14 protein-coding genes are annotated in these 12,998 nt (G+C 56.9%); 7 read left to right on the top strand and 7 right to left on the bottom strand.

What is annotated here, in order from left to right:
- Nucleotides 1-13: 13 nt before the first annotated feature.
- Nucleotides 14-466, bottom strand: a complete 453-nt coding sequence (aroQ, locus tag EAO82_RS17225; protein WP_096348397.1) for a type II 3-dehydroquinate dehydratase — start codon at nucleotides 464-466, stop codon at nucleotides 14-16.
- A 134-nt stretch (nucleotides 467-600) separates the two neighbouring features.
- Entirely contained in the window at nucleotides 601-2,391 is a 1,791-nt protein-coding gene (dsbD, locus tag EAO82_RS17220; protein ID WP_321540952.1) for a protein-disulfide reductase DsbD, read from the bottom strand.
- Between the two features lie 288 nt (nucleotides 2,392-2,679).
- Here dsbD and EAO82_RS17215 point away from each other — a divergent pair, with 288 nt between their 5' ends.
- The 4 genes from EAO82_RS17215 (at nucleotide 2,680) to EAO82_RS17200 (ending at nucleotide 5,722) form a co-directional block, all read left to right on the top strand.
- Nucleotides 2,680-3,681, top strand: coding sequence for a DUF2333 family protein (locus EAO82_RS17215; RefSeq protein ID WP_096348396.1), 1,002 nt, complete (start codon nucleotides 2,680-2,682; stop codon nucleotides 3,679-3,681).
- 6 nt (nucleotides 3,682-3,687) lie between these two features.
- Nucleotides 3,688-4,209 carry an NUDIX hydrolase YfcD gene (gene yfcD / locus EAO82_RS17210; RefSeq protein ID WP_096348395.1) on the top strand — a complete coding sequence of 174 codons (522 nt, stop codon included), beginning with the start codon at nucleotides 3,688-3,690 and terminating at the stop codon, nucleotides 4,207-4,209.
- 15 nt (nucleotides 4,210-4,224) lie between these two features.
- Nucleotides 4,225-4,596 (top strand): translation initiation factor Sui1, encoded by a 372-nt coding sequence (locus tag EAO82_RS17205; protein WP_096348394.1) that lies wholly within the window; start codon nucleotides 4,225-4,227, stop codon nucleotides 4,594-4,596.
- Between the two features lie 82 nt (nucleotides 4,597-4,678).
- A complete protein-coding gene (locus EAO82_RS17200) occupies nucleotides 4,679-5,722 on the top strand; it encodes a sensor domain-containing diguanylate cyclase (protein ID WP_096348393.1) in 1,044 nt (347 codons plus the stop codon).
- Here EAO82_RS17200 and EAO82_RS17195 read toward each other — a convergent pair.
- Entirely contained in the window at nucleotides 5,719-6,495 is a 777-nt protein-coding gene (locus EAO82_RS17195; RefSeq protein ID WP_096348392.1) for a methyltransferase domain-containing protein, read from the bottom strand. The genes EAO82_RS17200 and EAO82_RS17195 overlap by 4 nt on opposite strands.
- Before the next feature lie 184 nt (nucleotides 6,496-6,679).
- Between EAO82_RS17195 and EAO82_RS17190 the strand changes: the two genes are divergently transcribed.
- Entirely contained in the window at nucleotides 6,680-7,447 is a 768-nt protein-coding gene (locus EAO82_RS17190; RefSeq protein ID WP_096348391.1) for an outer membrane beta-barrel protein, read from the top strand.
- Nucleotides 7,448-7,579: 132 nt separating this feature from the next.
- Here EAO82_RS17190 and ppa read toward each other — a convergent pair whose 3' ends face one another.
- From ppa to EAO82_RS17175, 3 genes are all read right to left on the bottom strand, one after another.
- On the bottom strand, nucleotides 7,580-8,107 hold the full coding sequence (gene ppa / locus EAO82_RS17185; protein WP_096348390.1) for an inorganic diphosphatase: 528 nt from the start codon (nucleotides 8,105-8,107) through the stop codon (nucleotides 7,580-7,582).
- 180 nt (nucleotides 8,108-8,287) lie between these two features.
- Nucleotides 8,288-8,734: a GNAT family N-acetyltransferase gene (locus tag EAO82_RS17180; RefSeq protein ID WP_096348389.1), complete on the bottom strand. Its 447-nt coding sequence runs from the start codon at nucleotides 8,732-8,734 to the stop codon at nucleotides 8,288-8,290.
- A 143-nt stretch (nucleotides 8,735-8,877) separates the two neighbouring features.
- Nucleotides 8,878-10,137, bottom strand: coding sequence for a 6-phosphofructokinase (locus EAO82_RS17175; protein WP_096348388.1), 1,260 nt, complete (start codon nucleotides 10,135-10,137; stop codon nucleotides 8,878-8,880).
- A gap of 172 nt (nucleotides 10,138-10,309) precedes the next feature.
- Here EAO82_RS17175 and mpl point away from each other — a divergent pair, with 172 nt between their 5' ends.
- Both mpl and EAO82_RS17165 read left to right on the top strand, forming a co-directional pair.
- A complete protein-coding gene (gene mpl, locus EAO82_RS17170; protein WP_096348387.1) occupies nucleotides 10,310-11,674 on the top strand; it encodes a UDP-N-acetylmuramate:L-alanyl-gamma-D-glutamyl-meso-diaminopimelate ligase in 1,365 nt (454 codons plus the stop codon).
- A complete protein-coding gene (locus EAO82_RS17165; RefSeq protein ID WP_321540951.1) occupies nucleotides 11,664-12,272 on the top strand; it encodes a flavin prenyltransferase UbiX in 609 nt (202 codons plus the stop codon). Before mpl ends, EAO82_RS17165 begins: the two co-directional genes overlap by 11 nt.
- 49 nt (nucleotides 12,273-12,321) lie before the next feature.
- Here the strand turns inward: EAO82_RS17165 and EAO82_RS17160 are convergent, their stop codons facing one another.
- The gene (locus EAO82_RS17160; protein ID WP_096348386.1) at nucleotides 12,322-12,780 is read right to left on the bottom strand and encodes a MaoC family dehydratase; all 459 of its coding nucleotides are present in this window, start codon (nucleotides 12,778-12,780) and stop codon (nucleotides 12,322-12,324) included.
- Nucleotides 12,781-12,998 lie beyond the last annotated feature (218 nt).

Below are 12,998 nucleotides of genomic sequence, written 5' to 3'. Positions count from 1 at the left end.
ACTCCAGAGCAGTTTAGTCTTGTTCGGTTTGGTCAATATGGTCTAACGCCGCGTCCAGTGCCAACTGGTAACCTTTGGCCCCCAATCCGCAGATAACGCCCACGGCGACATCCGAGAAATATGAGTGGCGCCGAAAGGGCTCGCGTTTGTATACGTTGGATAAATGCACTTCGATAAATGGGATGCTCACTGCCAGCAATGCGTCACGTATTGCCACGCTGGTGTGAGTAAAAGCGGCGGGATTGATGATGATGAAATCAATCGCCTCGTCCCGGGCGGCATGAATGCGTTCGATCAATTCATGCTCGGCATTGCTTTGCAGGCTCAGCAGATGATGGCCTTGGCTGGTGGCCTGATCTCGCAGCTGCTGTACAATCTGGTCCAGCGTTGCGGTGCCGTAGACGCCGGGCTCTCGTGTTCCGAGTAAATTCAAATTGGGTCCGTTAAGGACCAGAATGCTGGCCATGATTGTCATTCCACTGGCATTTTAAAGTTTGACTCATCAGTCATGGGTGCCAGTCTGCCGGAATCCGAAGGGGCTGTCCAGAATTCGATCAATCCCTTCAGATGCCTGCATGATTGCCGCATTAACGCCGAAAGTTACCTGGCGGTGACCTTGCGCAGGTGAGTCAGGAAAGTTTCTCTGTCGGTTTCGCCCATCAATCGCAAGTGCTCTATTTCGTTGCCTTGTGCATCAATGTATAAAAATGCCGGCGGACCAAACAGCTTTTGCGCGGACAGCCAGCTGCGCTGATCGGCGGTGTTGTCCGTGAGATCAAACTTGATCCGCGCGAAGGGCTCGAGTTGTTCACGCACTTCAGGCGCAGACAGAATGGTTCTTTCCATGATCTTGCAACTGATGCACCAATCAGCATAAAGCTCAACCAGCGCCGGGCGTTGGTTTGTACGGGCCAGCTCCAGCTCGCGCTGCAGGTCGGCCTGGTTGCTGACACGCGTAAAAAAGCCGCTTTCTGCCTCTGAGCTGCGCTGGCTACCGGCGGTGAGTGGCATCAATGGGCGTAACGGATCGCTTGCCCCGGCTAACGCACCCGTCAGAGCAACCGCCGCATAGATAGCCGATAGCAGCGCAAGCACATGGCCAATGTGACCCCATGCTCCGCGCGGGCTGCGATCGAAAAGTCCGAGCTGCACAGCCAGTCCGGCAGCCAATGTGGCCCAGAGGGCCAGGCTCAGCGGGCCAGGGATGACGCGCTCCAGCAGCCATATTGCGACGCCCAGCAAGCCAAAGCCGAACAGGTTCTTTACCGAGTTCAGCCAGGGACCGGAGCGGGGTAGAAACGCATTACCGAACACGGCTACCAGCAGCAGCGGTAAGCCCATGCCCAGCGCAAGGGAAAAGAGCCGCAACGCGCCGCCCACGGCGTCGCCAGTACTGCTGATATACACCAGAGCACCTGCCAGCGGGGCCGAAATACAGGGTGATACCACCAGCGTCGAAAGTGCGCCCATCAGCGCTGCGCCTGGGATTGAGCCGCCTCGGGTGCGGCTGCCAGCGCGCTCCAGTGGCTCACGCAGAAAAGCGGGCAGACGCAGATCAAACACGCCGAACATCGCCAGCGCAAACAGGCCAAAAAATACCGCGAAGGTAATCAGGACCGCTGGTGATTGAAGACGTGCCTGAATATTCAGCGCCGCACCGAAGAGTCCGATCAGTGCGCCGACCAGCGCGAAGGTCAGCGCCATTGCCAGCACGTAGCTGCCCGCCAGCGCCAGCGCCCGGGGGCGGTCGATGTCTTTGCGGCCGACAACCATGCTCGACAGAATGGGCAGCATGGGTAGCACGCAGGGGGTAAATGTCAGCCCGATACCGGCGAGAAAAAACAGCGCCAGCGCCAGGATCGACAGGCGTTCACCTTCAGTCTCGGCGGCGTCTGTTTGCGCCGTTGAAATGGCCGAGCTGGGCTCGCCGGGCAGTTGCAATTGCACGGTTTCCGGCGGGTAGCAAAGGCCCGCATCGGCACAGCCTTGGAAGTCGACAGATAACTGCTGCCCGGAAGCTGCGCCTTCCAGTTCCAGGATGATCTCAACGCGATCGTAGTAGACCTCCACATCGCCAAAGAACTCGTCGCGCTTGGCTTCCCCGTCGGGAAGCACAATATTCCGGATCAGGCCGTCGTCCGTCAGGCGAAAATCCAAGCGATGACGGTATAAATAGTAGCCTGGGGCAATATCAAACTGAATGCGGATCTGCTGATCAGTAGCGGCCACGACGCCCGGCTTGAAAGCTTGCGCCACGGGCAGAAAGTCGGCTTGGCCCCCGGTGCCGTCAACCAGGCCGGAAAAAGCCGGCGCTGGTGAGCGGTCAAGCAGACTGGCTTGGGACACGCCAGGCGAGAGCAGGCACAACAGCAATACAAGGCGTAGCAGCAAATCGACCATCCGCAAAATTGGGCAAGTTCTGGACTCTCACTATAAACGCTGTAACCGCCTTTGCCGAGCGACAAAATGTCATCACTTGCGACTGGCAGAAGTGGCTACGACGTTGCCAACACCGCTACGCTCCGCTGCTTGGCGATAGTAATGAACTGCGGAGCATCTTGCAGGTCTTTACACCGATGGCCTGAAGCTCGGGCGGGTGTCTGGCGAGGTGTTTGCTGCCCGTGTGATCGTGTCGCCAGAATGATATGCTGCGAAGACGCAAAACCACAGGAGTAGGTAATGAGAATAGGAAAATGGTCGACGGGTGGCGGTTCGACTCGTTCCGCAGATCGGTCGGAGACATCGAGCTCGGGCACGACACGCTCTCTTGTGGCGCCTGTATTGATCGGGCTTTTGCTGATCTATCTGCTGGTTTGTGTGGTCGTTGGCTGGTACTGGAGTCGAGAACCGGATCTGCAGCCAATCAGCAGCGCCCGCGATAGCCAGACAGTGCCAGTCAGTGGCGAACTGACCGCGGTTACCGTGGCACATTTGATGTCTACCCTGTTGAACAAGCCGGGTGGGTTTATTACCAATGATGTTGCCCCTCCAGGGTTGTGGCTGGATAACATGCCACATTGGGAGTTTGGCGTGCTGGTGCAGGTTCGCGACATGACGCGGGCGATGCGCCGTGACATGGCGCGTTCACAATCACAATCGGCCGAGGATCTGGATCTGGCCAAGGCAGAACCCCTGTTTCACTTTGATAACGACAGTTGGGCTTTTCCGGCGACTGAAAGCGAGTACCAGAGCGGTTTGAATGCGATGGAAAAATACACTCGGCGGTTGCAGGCCGGGGATGCCGATTTCTATGCCCGGGCCGATAATCTGGCCAGTTGGGTAGGTGATGTGAATACCCGTTTGGGCTCGCTGTCTCAGCGTCTGTCTGCCAGTGTCGATCAGGGTGCGATCACTGACGGCAGTCGCCCACGTGAGAAGACGCCATGGACCGAGATTGATGACACCTTTTTCGAGGCTCGTGGTTCAGCCTGGGCGCTGATACACCTGTTGCGTGCAATCGAGGTGGACTTTGCCGAGGTGATTGGTCGCAAAAACGCCCAAGCCAGTCTGCATCAGATCATTCGCGAGCTGGAAGCGACCCAGGAGCCTCTCTGGAGTCCGATCATCCTGAATGGTGGCGGTTACGGGATGTTGGCCAACCACTCATTGGTCATGGCCAATTATCTGTCCCGCGCCAACGCTGCTCTGATCGATCTGCGACAGTTGCTCGAGCAAGGCTGATCGCGAATGAATACCTCTTCTGTGGCAGCCTACCTGGCTGCATCAGCGCGGGAGCAAGTGTGGCATGTGGACGAGCATGATCAGGTACTGGGTATCGTGCCTCGTTCACAGATTCAGGAGCAGCGACTGATCACACGGTGCACCTATATATTCGTCTATAACAGTGCAGGTCTGTTGTGCATGCACCAGCGTACTGCTCACAAGCGTCTTTATCCGGGTTTTTGGGATTTGGCCGCGGGAGGTGTGGTGGCCGCCAGTGAGACCTACCTTGAGGGTGCCGAACGTGAGCTCGAAGAAGAGCTGGGCATCGCTGGGGTACCCTTGACGCCGCATGGCCGGTTCTTCTTTCAGTCATCTGAAAGCAAGCTATGGGGCGGCGTATACAGCTGCTGCTGGGATGGGCCGATCCGGATGCAGCCAGAAGAAGTGATGGATTTGCGCTGGATTGATACGGCGTCGTCCTGGCGCCGTGAACATGAGCGCTATACCCCGGATTCCCTGCAGGCCCTGCTGCTGGTGACAGTTTAGCGTTGGAGTGAATCGATGATGAAATCCACAAAAGGCCTGGCTGGATTAGGCGGTCTGGTTTATTCAACTGAAACTGGTCGGACCTGCCCCCAATGCCGGGCGGCTGTCTCTGCGTGCGTTTGCGCCGAACCCGGTATTCCCGAGGGCGACGGCATCGCTCGCGTTCGGCGCGAAACCAAAGGGCGCGGCGGTAAAACCGTTACCACGGTCAGCGGTCTCACTTTGACACCGGATCAGCTCAAGGTCTTGGCTAAAGAGCTAAAGGCCCGCTGCGGATGTGGCGGAGGGGTGAAGGAAGGCGTGATCGAGATTCAAGGCGACAAGGCAGATTTCATCTGTAACTGGCTGGCGGGTCAAGGCTACCAGGCCAAGCGCGCCGGCGGCTGATATCCGCCTTTTACATTTGGCTGCCTCGCCGAGGCTAAACTATTATAGGCTGCTAATAAGATTATCCGCATAAGGATCAGCCATGCTTGAGCCAATGCCGCCTGACAACGAGGTGGAGCGCCAACGGGATCTCGACCAGTTGCATATTCTCGATACTCCCGCGGACCCTCAGATAGACGCGCTGCTGCGTATTGCTCAACGGCTCTTCGGTACCCGAACCGTGTTGGTCACACTGATCGACGGGGAACGGCAATGGTTCAAAGGGCGGCGCGGCTTGTCCCTGTCAGAAACTCCGCGCAGATTATCCTTTTGCGGTCATGCAATTCACCACGAGGCGATTATGGAGGTGCAGGATGCGCTCCAGGATCCGCGCTTTTGTGATAATCCGCTGGTGCAAGGCGAACCTCATATTCGGTTTTATGCAGGCATTCCGCTTCACGGTCCTGCGGGCCATCGAATCGGGACCTTTTGCCTGATCGACGGCAGCCCCAGACAGCTGAGTCAAGATGAGCGTCAGAGCATGCGCGACTTTGCCCGGTTGGTCGACGGTGTATTCAACGCATTGCTGCTGTACAGAAATCTGCAGAGGAATCTGCAGGGTTTGCAGCGAGAATTGAGTGATGCGCGCCGCCGTGCATTGCTGGATCCTTTAACACAGCTGTGGAACCGCGAAGGTTTGCAGCAGATGCTGGCTTCCTATGTTCGCCGCGCGCAGCGCGAGCAACTCCTGGTCGGCTTTATTTACGCAGATATGGACCATTTCAAGCGGATCAATGACGAGCTGGGTCATGGGGTGGGTGATCAGGTGTTGGTTGAAGCTGGTCAACGGCTGATTGCTGCTGTCCGGCCTCAGGATCTGGCCATCAGGCTTGGTGGCGAGGAATTGGGCGTGCTGGCCTTGGTCAGCAATCACGATCAGCTTGCCGTGATTGCCGAGCGCATTCGCAACGCTATTCGCGCTGACAAGGTTGTGGTTGATGGGCATCGGCTGGACGTGACTATTAGTCTTGGCACAGCAGTGATGCGGCCTGATGAAGTGGGCCAGGGCGTAGAGCTGATTGATGTTGCCGACCAGGCGCTGTACGCCGCCAAGCAAGCCGGGCGTGACCGGGTCGTGCGCGGTTAGCGCGGCGCGTGTCGCAACCAGTAGTGCAGGTAGCGACCCAAGTTGCGGTAGGCCGGGTGGCGGCTGTAAAGCAGTTCATTCTCGATAATCTGTGCTTGAGTGGACTGCAGCTGAAACTCGGCGGGCATGTAGTCATAAAATACCCGGATGCCGCTTTGCTGGAGAGTTGTCAGTCCTGATTGGGCTATCCATTGGCTTACTTCGCGCGGATCCAGGGGTTGCTGGGGCGTCAGGCTACGCTTACTGCCTGCAAGCTGGTTCTTCTCCAATTTGCGAAACTGCCCTTTGATGAGATTTTTATATACCAGCGCGTCCCGATTATAAAACGCCAGAGACACTGCACCGCCGGGCTGGCAAAGCTGCTGCAGCACTTTTATTGCCGCAGCAGGATCCACTAGCCATTCCAGTACCGCGTGACAAATCACCAGATCATATCGCTCGCCCCTTGCAGGCAGATCCTGCAAGGGCAGGTGCAGGTATTCGACCGGGTAGGCTGAGGGCAGCGCGTCCAGATGTTCACGAGCGGCGTCGAGCATCTCTATCGACGGCTCGCAGAGGGTAAGCCGATGCCCCTGCGCCAGCAACCATTCACTGATATGCCCCAGCCCGGCTCCCACATCCAGGACGCGCAAGGACTGCTCGGGCTCCTGTATGTCCGTTAGCCATTCCTGCAAATCATGGGTCAATACCGCCAGGCGTATCGCGCCCTTCGGGCTGGCGTATATCTTGCGCGCGAAGTGCGCACCCATCTGGTCGAAGTAGCGATCAGCCATGGGGAGGTCTCTGATGGGTTGCAAGGGAAGAGGGGATTGATCGTGAGCCGCGAAATTATAGCAAACCGCTCTAAGTCGCACATCAAGCCGGAAAAACTTAGAACTTACCCGAGGCACCCCGGTCGGAGGGAGGGAGTAATTCTATTCATGAGAATAGTTATTGTCATAAAGTAAGGAGTATTTCATGCGGTCACGCAATTCTTTGATCAAGGCATCGACCTTCGGTGTTCTGCTGGTTCCAGCGTTCGCTTTTGCTCAAGGCACCTCTTCCCAGGGCCCGATGTCCCATCTGGGCATTAAAGGTAGCTATAACGAATACAGCTCCGATTCCGACATCAGCCAGATTGATGATTCCGAAGAAAGAATGCCCACGGTTGGTGCTTTCTACAACTTCGGTAACAAGCTGACCAGCCAGAGTGGTTTTATCTACCAGGCTGGTATTGAAGCCAACTATGGTGAAAAGGATGACAACGAAGTGCGCGAGGCTCGGGGCGAAATCGACCTGGGTTTGCGTGCACCGCTGGATAACAATTTCTCCGCCGATTTCATCGTCGGTGCTGGCTACGACTGGAGCCGCTTCGAGCCAGATGCAGGCGGTGGCCTGGAAACTCGCGTTACCAACGAGAGCCCCTTTGCCAAACTGGGTCTGGGGTTGAACCATCACGGCCAGACCGTGACTACGCGTTTTGAAGCCGGAACCCGTTACAGCATGGGCGGTGAAACCAAGTTCCGTGTTGAAGACGTTGGCAGCGAGACGCTGGACATGCAGGACAAGGCCAACCCCTATGCCGAGCTGACCTTGCTGTGGAACAATCGCGAGAATGCTATGCCGATCTCGGCTTCGCTTTACTATGAGCGGACCAACTACGAGCTGGAAGATGCCGAACAGTTGACCGCGAATACCAAGCTTGAAAGCGATGAAGTCGGCCTCAAGCTGGGTATGATGTTCTAATACCGTTTGATGCCGTATGAGCGGATATGAGCCTTGGCCCATATCCGCTTTTTTCTGCGCGCTATATATACCGAACAATTTCCGGACATAAAAAAAGCCAGCTTGTGGCCGGCTTCTACTGGGGCAAAACGCTTATTTTTGGTAAGCGTCTACTGCCTTTAAAATTTCCGCACGGGCTTCGTCAGCGCTACCCCAACGGTCAATCTTGACCCACTTGCCGGCTTCCAGATCCTTGTAGTTTTCAAAGAAATGCTGGATCTGCTGCATCAGCAGCTCAGGCAGGTCGGTGTATTCCTTGATGTCGCGGTAAAGCACGCTCAGCTTGTCGTGTGGTACAGCAATCAGCTTGGCATCCCCGCCACCGTCATCGGTCATGTGCAGCACGCCCACGGGGCGGCAGCGAATTACTGCGCCTGGGGCAACCGGATGCGGGGTGACCACCAGCACATCAAGCGGGTCGCCATCATCAGCCAGGGTATTGGGGATAAAGCCATAGTTGGCCGGGTAGAACATGGGTGTGGCCATAAAACGGTCGACGAACAGTGTATTGCTGTCCTTGTCGATCTCGTACTTGATCGGCGCATGATTGGCCGGGATTTCGATGGCGACATAAATGTCGTTGGGAATATCTTTGCCTGCGGGGATCTGGTCGTAGCTCATGGGTTACCTGGGTCGGCCATGGGTGGAAAATTCTGGGCCGGATTATAGAGCTTAAGGGTTGGGATACCAAGCAATAAGCAAGGTAATCAGATAAAACCTTGGTCGTAGAGCGCCAGACATGGTTTTTCTGACCGGCGGTGCCGGTTGCATGGCACCGCCGTTGCTAAAAGTAGTGAACAGTCAGAGTTTGAGCGAGAAATAGTGAAATTCGGCGTCATCAACGAAGCCCAGTGAACGGTACAGGCTGTGCGCGGTGGTGTTGGTCTCACCGGTCATTACCGTCATCCGTTGTATGCCTTCTGCGCGTGCCATGACTTTTGCCTGGTTGAGCATATTGTCGGCGACCAGCTGCCGGCGTGCCTCTTCGATCACGTAAATGCCTTTCAGCACCCAACTGGCTGACAGGGTCAGGGCGGAGAAGCTGGGAATAAACTGGCAGAATCCCAGAACCTTGCCGCTATCTTCATCCTCGGCTACCAGAATCACGGCCTGTTCTTTCTTCAACCGGTCCTCCAGAAAGCGACGAGAGGCTTCTGGCTTGGGCAGGTGGCCATAAAATTCACGATATTTGATAAATAATGGCGTCACTTCGTCCAGACGGCTGGTATCGGCCTGCACTATACGCATACGTATTCCCCGTGAATGGTCAGATTATGGCCCACTGTTGGTGGTGGGTCAGTTGTAGGTATCCTGCCCCAGTGACTGGCAATCTTCAATCTGTAGTATAAAAAAACCCGCCGGGCGGCGGGTTGATTTGCAACCAGAGTGGATCAGATTTTGAAAGTGGCAAGTTTGCGCTCGACCGTCACGTTATTCAGCCGGACATAGTCGGGCAGGCCGTTGCGGAAGGGCGGGTAATCTTCACCCTGAATCAGCGGTGATAGATAGCGCCGGCATGCGTCGGTGATATGAAAACCATCTTCGGTAATGAATTCCGGCGGCATGAACTTCTCGACGTTGGCGACATCTTTCAATGGCGCTTCGATGATGTCCCACTGGTAGGGGCTGTCTTGCAGGCGACGGATCGCCGGCATCACCGCGTTCTTGCCGTCCAGCGCCATACGAACAGCGGCCTGGCCCAGGGCGTAGGCCTGTTCCACGTCTACCTTGGAGGCAATGTGACGAGCGGCACGCTGCAGGTAGTCGGCGACGGCCCAGTGGTATTTGTAGCCGAGTTTGTCCTTGACCAGGTTGGCGATAGTGGGGGCCACGCCGCCCAGTTGAGCGTGACCGAAGGCGTCGGTCAGGCCGGTTTCCGAAAGAAACTTGCCTTCAGTGTTCTTGATGCCTTCGGACACGCCGATGACGCAGTAGCCGTAGGTCTCGACGCATTGCTGAACGCGTGCCAGAAAAGCCTGTTGGTCAAACTTCACCTCAGGAAACAGCAGGATGTGCGGCGGTTGATCTTCCGCTTCACTGGCCAGGCCGCAAGCGGCGGTAATCCAGCCGGCGTGCCGGCCCATGACTTCGAGAATGAATACCTTGGTAGAGGTAGCGGCCATGGAGGCGACGTCAAAACCCGCTTCGCGAATGGAGGTGGCTACATACTTGGCCACGGAACCAAAGCCCGGGCAGCAATCGGTGATCGGCAGGTCGTTATCCACGGTCTTGGGTACATGGATGGCCTGAATCGGGTAGCCCATGGTCTCGGCCAGTTGGGAAATCTTCAGGCAGGTGTCGGCGGAATCACCACCGCCGTTGTAGAAGAAGTAACCGATGTTGTGCGCGCGGAAGACTTCAATCAGGCGCTCGTATTCGGCGCGATTGGCTTCCAGGCTCTTGAGCTTGTAACGGCAGGAGCCGAAAGCGCCGGACGGTGTGTGACGTAGTGCAGCGATATTCTCGTCAGGTTCCTGGCTGGTGTCGATCAGGTCTTCGGTCAAGGCGCCGATAATACCGTTGTGACCCGCATAAACGGTGCCGATTTGCTCGGGATGCAACCGGGCGGTTTCAATCACGCCAGCGGCCGAGGCGTTGATAACGGCGGTCACGCCGCCGGATTGAGCATAAAAGGCATTTTTAACGGACATGCGAACTCCCTGTGTGGAATTGGATACCTGGCGGCAAAAACTGAAAGACTGATGGCGCGGATAATAGCCGAATCTGCAGTCTATTGCATGGCCGTCTGGCGGGTTGTCCTGCTGCCGGGTTGCCCGTGGTAACATTCCCGCAACCATTTCCGGACGCACCTAAGGCGAAAGCATGCACCTGCATATTCTGGGTATCTGCGGCACTTTCATGGGCTCTCTGGCGCTGCTGGCGCGTGAGCTGGGGCACCAGGTCAGCGGATCGGACGCCAACGTCTACCCGCCCATGAGCACACAACTGGAAGCGCAGGGCATTGCCTTGATGGAAGGTTACAGTCCGGAGCACCTACAACCTGCTCCGGATCTGGTGGTGATTGGCAATGCCTTGTCGCGCGGTAACCCGGCGGTGGAGTACGTGCTGGATAAAGGATTGCCCTACGTGTCCGGCCCGGAATGGTTGGCACGTCATGTATTACAGGATCGCTGGGTGCTGGCGGTAGCGGGCACGCATGGTAAGACCACGACCTCCAGTCTGTTGGCCTGGATACTCGAGCATGCCGGTATGGCGCCCGGTTACCTGATCGGCGGAGTGCCGCAGAATTTTGGCGTGTCGGCGCGGTTGGGCGATACCCCGTTCTTCGTGGTGGAGGCCGATGAGTATGACAGCGCGTTTTTCGACAAACGTTCCAAGTTCGTCCATTACCGGCCGCGCACCGCCATTCTGAATAATCTTGAATATGACCACGCGGACATATTTCCTGATCTCGCTGCTATCGAGCGGCAGTTTCACCACCTGGTGCGTACGGTCCCTTCCAGTGGGCTGATCATCTATCCGCAGGCCGATGCTGCGCTTGAGCGGGTGATCGAGATGGGTTGTTGGACGCCGTGCCAAACCACTGGCAGGGGAGGGCAATGGCAGGCTCGACTGCTGGTTGCCGACGGCTCGCGCTTTGAGGTCTGGCTGGATGGCGAATGTCAGGGCGAGGCGGAGTGGACTCAGACAGGCGAGCATAGCGTTGCCAATGCGCTCACGGCGCTCGCCGCCGCTCGCCACGTGGGTGTTACCCCGGCTCAAGGCATCGCCGCACTGGCGCAATTCAAGAGTGCCAAGCGGCGCATGGAACTGCTGGCGCTGATCAATGGCGTGAGTGTCTATGACGATTTCGCTCATCATCCGACCGCCATCGAGACCACCCTGGCGGGTTTGCGCGCCAGTATTGGGGATGCGCCCTTGATTGCGGTGATCGAACCGCGCTCCAATACGATGCGCCTGGGCGGCCATTCCCAGGCGCTGGCCGAGAGTGTGCGCAGCGCCACTCAGGTGATCTGGTTCCAGCCGCCGGGGCTGGACTGGTCAATGGAGGCAGTGGTGGAGCAGAGTCCGGTGCCGGCCAGTATTGATACCGACATAGACGGCATCATCAGTAGCCTGGTGGCCGAGGCCAAACCCGGCACCCGGATTGTCATCATGAGCAACGGCGGTTTCGGCGGCATTCATCAGCGGCTGATTCAGGCTCTGGAGGTGCAGTGTGGGCACTAAGCGCGTCACGCTGGCGATGACCGGCGCTTCAGGTGCCCAGTACGCCTTGCGGTTGCTTGAGTGTCTGGTCAAGGCGGAAGTCGAGGTGTTTTTTATGATCTCGCAAGCGGCTCAGCTGGTAGTGGCCACGGAAACCAAGCTGACGCTGCCCCCCAAACCCCAGGCACTGGAGATCTTCCTGACGGAACGTTATGGCGCGCGCCCGGGACAGATTCGCGTATTTGGCAAGCAGGACTGGATGGCCCCGGTCGCTTCTGGCTCCGGTGCGCCAAGTGCGATGGTGGTGTGCCCGTGTTCGACCGGCAGTCTCTCGGCGATCGCCACTGGTGCGAGTAACAATCTGATCGAGCGTGCTGCAGATGTTGCGCTAAAAGAACGGCGCAAATTGATTCTGGTGCCGCGCGAGGCGCCTTACTCGACTGTTCATCTGGAAAATATGCTGAAACTGAGTCAGATGGGCGCTGTCATTTTGCCGGCCAGTCCGGGATTTTATCACCAGCCAGCCTCAGTAGAAGATCTGATAGATTTTGTTGTCGCGCGGATTTTGAATCAGTTGGATATACCCCAGGAGCTGCTGGCGCGCTGGGGCGAAGAGTGAGAAAAACGGGCGGATTAGGCTCCGCCCGGTTTGTGCTCAAGCTTCATCTTCAAACAAAGTACAGAGTCAGCCCTTCAGCGATAAAAGCGGGCTTTTCCGTGCCTTCAATTTCCAGCGTGGATTTGGCTTTGACCAGCCATTGCCCAGGATTTTTCTCCGTCACGTCCACCACGCTCACGTGCAGGCGCACGCGCGAGCCAACGCGCACGGGTTGGATAAAACGCAGGCTATCCATGCCGTAGTTGACGGCCATCTTCAGGCCCTCTGGGCGGATCAGCAAGCCAGCCGACAGAACCGGCAGCAAGGACAGCGACAGAAAACCATGGGCGATGGTGCCGCCGAACGGGGTCTGCTTGGCCTTTTCTTCATCAAGATGGATGAACTGGTGGTCGCCAGTACATTCTGCAAACTGGTTGACGCGCTCCTGATCGATGGTCATCCACTCGGAATGGCCCATGTCTTTGCCTATAAAGGATTTAAGTTCGGATGCGGGTACTGCTGCTGTCATGGCGTTCTCCATGGCTCTGTTATTGTTGTGGCCCTAGGCCAATGAAACGATCACTCACAATGAATGATCATAGAAATATAGACATAAGTCCTGTTCTTTTGCCATGTTTGCAAGGGCGTGAGGCAGGGTCAATCGTCTGGCCCTTAAATAGGTATGCTGAATGCTGCGTCCGCAGCGCCGGCGGCGCTAGTTGGCCGATACCTTGATTAGCCAATACT

The sequence above is a fragment of the Halopseudomonas pelagia genome, from assembly GCF_009497895.1.
Classification (GTDB): Bacteria; Pseudomonadota; Gammaproteobacteria; order Pseudomonadales; family Pseudomonadaceae; genus Halopseudomonas; species Halopseudomonas pelagia_A.
Note: the sequence above shows the minus strand (reverse complement) of the source record. Positions and strands in the feature narration are given on the sequence as shown.

Coding starts and splice junctions, on each gene's coding strand:
- EAO82_RS17175 (WP_096348388.1), bottom strand. CDS start 10,137: ATGTCCGTTAAAAATGCCTTTTATGCTCAATCCGGCGGCGTGACCGCC.
- mpl (WP_096348387.1), top strand. CDS start 10,310: ATGCACCTGCATATTCTGGGTATCTGCGGCACTTTCATGGGCTCTCTG.
- ppa (WP_096348390.1), bottom strand. CDS start 8,107: ATGAGCTACGACCAGATCCCCGCAGGCAAAGATATTCCCAACGACATT.
- EAO82_RS17215 (WP_096348396.1), top strand. CDS start 2,680: ATGAGAATAGGAAAATGGTCGACGGGTGGCGGTTCGACTCGTTCCGCA.
- EAO82_RS17160 (WP_096348386.1), bottom strand. CDS start 12,780: ATGACAGCAGCAGTACCCGCATCCGAACTTAAATCCTTTATAGGCAAA.
- aroQ (WP_096348397.1), bottom strand. CDS start 466: ATGGCCAGCATTCTGGTCCTTAACGGACCCAATTTGAATTTACTCGGA.
- EAO82_RS17200 (WP_096348393.1), top strand. CDS start 4,679: ATGCTTGAGCCAATGCCGCCTGACAACGAGGTGGAGCGCCAACGGGAT.
- EAO82_RS17205 (WP_096348394.1), top strand. CDS start 4,225: ATGATGAAATCCACAAAAGGCCTGGCTGGATTAGGCGGTCTGGTTTAT.
- EAO82_RS17195 (WP_096348392.1), bottom strand. CDS start 6,495: ATGGCTGATCGCTACTTCGACCAGATGGGTGCGCACTTCGCGCGCAAG.
- EAO82_RS17180 (WP_096348389.1), bottom strand. CDS start 8,734: ATGCGTATAGTGCAGGCCGATACCAGCCGTCTGGACGAAGTGACGCCA.
- yfcD (WP_096348395.1), top strand. CDS start 3,688: ATGAATACCTCTTCTGTGGCAGCCTACCTGGCTGCATCAGCGCGGGAG.
- EAO82_RS17190 (WP_096348391.1), top strand. CDS start 6,680: ATGCGGTCACGCAATTCTTTGATCAAGGCATCGACCTTCGGTGTTCTG.